Genomic DNA, 2,544 nt, shown 5'->3' on the forward strand with positions numbered 1-2,544 from the left:
GCCCGCCGAGGCGGAGCAGATTGCATCGACAGCCGCACCAGGTAACCACATTCAGGTTCTGTGGGATGAGCGCGGGGATGTGATTGCTGCACACCCGATGATTCTGCCCGAAGCAGCGCGGGCCATCTCGGGCCGATGCGAGGGGAACTATGCTCGCTCCTTCCACCTCATCGGCGGGAAGCAGCAGATCTTCTGCTACGGGGGCAAAGGCACGTGGACAGGGGCGCGCGGCGGCTTCTTCAAGTTCCAGACGACAGGCCTCGCGACGACGGTGACCTTCGACACCGGAGTGACGCTCGCCGTGCAGACCTGCGCAGCAAACTCTACGTGCTCCACCATTTTCGGTGGCAACATCCTTACGAAGCTGACTCAGTGATCCCAGGCTTGGACGGTGACGAGACAGAGGTCACCGTTCGGGCGTGAACGTTACAAAGGGCAGTGCACCCTCATAGACCGTGAGGGTGTACTGCCCTTTGTCGCCATCTGGGAGCCTAGGGTCATTCGGTGTCACGCCGACGGCAGAAACAGGAGGAGTGTGGGGCGCGCAGCTATCGATGTCGATCTCGGGGTTTCCAAAATCGACATAGAAGCACGTCTGCTCACCTGCTTCGCGCGTGCCGATCCATACGGCGTTGTCGTCGACCACGGTGGACAGAAACAGCGACCCTGGGTCGTACTCCACGCCGGTGGGGGGAACGATGTCCCAGGGGAGTGTCATCCGTTGCCCCGTTTTGTCGTATATCTCCGCGGCAGTCAGGTAGGGGGACGCTGCGATGGACTGGTGTACCGCGAGGCCGCCTGCAAAGGATGCTGCCGCAATCACTAGCGCGCCACCGGTCAATACAAGTCGTCGAGCAATACTCGCCGCGGGGGAAGCGGACTCTAGACCCTCTGGGTGCTCATCAGTTGCCGGTGGCTCTAGTTGCTCGGTTGTGTCCTGCTCCTCGGAATCGATGCTCGACGAGCGCGCGCTGAGTAAGTTCTCGAGTCGCCTGTGTTCGTCCTCAGTCAGCTCTGTCGCGTTGGCCGAGAAGGCGCGAGCCAGCAATCGCTGGTCGTCTTCCGTCTCGGCTCTGTTCGTCGTGTCCTCATGCATCCGGCTAAGCGTAGCTGTGGGTGGTCTTAGACGAGCGTCGTTGCCGGGGCGACCCGACGGGACCCGGCTTCCGATCTGCTTGTCGCATGTGATGGGCGACCCGACCCTCCACAGAATTTAGGACAGATGTCAGGGGCTCGCCGGGAGCGCCTGTATGGGTGTTGTGCGGAGCCTACCGCGCCAATCGGAAGTCGCGGTCCAGAACTGTGAGGACAGAGAAGGACAGTTCGTTGCTGCAAATCGGATGTCAGGGCGCCGGGTACGCTCGCCTCATCATGGTGAAACCGTCCACGGAGATCGAACGCCAAAGGAATCGCCTCGTGTCCTTCCGCGACTCCTTTCATCGGTTTCTTGACGCGTCGGATACGGGGACGAGACCGACGAGATGTTCACCGAAGTCAGTGTTCAATAGGGACAGTGACCTCTATGCGGGCAAAATCATCGCGGCGGTGGCGGGCGGAGTCGTGGGCAGGGTGATCGTTGGTGCAGCCACGGCCTGAGTGGTCGTGGATGACACCCAGGTGGCGGTGTGAGCATGGCGCGCTCATTGCGTGGCTGTGGCGGCTATCGGGGCCGCAACCACTTCCACATACGCGTCGAAGCGGAACCACCCGTTGACGAACTGACCGTCGGCCAACAGGGTGTGTCCGTCCCACGCGTAGGCGAGGCTCCAGGCGTCGCAACCGGTGAGCCCGGCGTCGGCAAGCTGCCACCACTTCTATATGGGCAGGAAGGTGTGGGGATGGATCACCGCGCCGACCCTCAACTTCTTGTTGCTCGGCTGGGTGCTGAACGGGCTGCTGATGCCGATGTGGTTGTCGCACCTGGAAAAGGACCGCCTTGCTCACGAAGAGATGCGCGCGATCTGGGCGCAGACATCTGCGGAGATGAAGGCGGCGGGACGGGACATTGGCGCCGCGTCCGCAGGAGTGGGTAGGGCCCTTGGACCGGCTGCCGCTCGGGCTGCGAAGAAGATCGGCCCGGCGACTCTCGCCGCAACATCCTGGATCACGCAAGCGGTTCGCCTGGGAGGGTTGGCGCTCAATCGCGACAAGACAGAGCTGTCGTACGGGGCCCAGGCCGTTGCTGCATCGAGGGCTCGGGTAAGCGTCATGTCCGGCGCTGCGACAAGCCGTACGAGTGGCAGCAACGTCCTCGGAGGTGCAGTCCGCGGCGGGATGCTCGGCCACGCTGAGCGGGAGCCGTGGTCGGGGCGGCCGCGCGAACGAACATCGCCAAGATCTATATCGTCGTTGACTTCCCGGGCGGGCAGTGGGTGACGGAGACGTCGTACAAGAACGAACGGTACGCGCGCCGGTTCGCCGCGAAAGTCAACAGCCTCCGAAGCCAGCTCCTTCCCGTTGGACCAAATTGCTGCGGACGAGCCTGGACGAAGTTGCGGGTCAGTAGCGGACACTATCCTCACCGCATAAGGCCCCCGACTTCTG

At 62.8% G+C, this 2,544-nt stretch carries 2 protein-coding genes; one reads left to right on the plus strand and one right to left on the minus strand.

The annotated features are described in order from the left end of the window. Positions 1 to 376: hypothetical protein (locus J7E68_RS16185; RefSeq protein ID WP_215174323.1), on the plus strand; the 376-nt coding region annotated here is incomplete at its 5' end. 30 nt (positions 377 to 406) lie between these two features. Here J7E68_RS16185 and J7E68_RS16190 read toward each other — a convergent pair. Further along, entirely contained in the window at positions 407 to 1,096 is a 690-nt protein-coding gene (locus J7E68_RS16190; RefSeq protein ID WP_215174325.1) for a hypothetical protein, read from the minus strand. Between the last annotated feature and the right edge of the window lie 1,448 nt (positions 1,097 to 2,544).

Source organism: Microbacterium sp. ISL-103, assembly GCF_018613995.1.
GTDB lineage: Bacteria > Actinomycetota > Actinomycetes > Actinomycetales > Microbacteriaceae > Microbacterium.

Excerpts from the sequence above, each read along its gene's own strand:
- J7E68_RS16190 (WP_215174325.1), bottom strand. The coding sequence starts at position 1,096 with ATGCATGAGGACACGACGAACAGAGCCGAGACGGAAGACGACCAGCGA.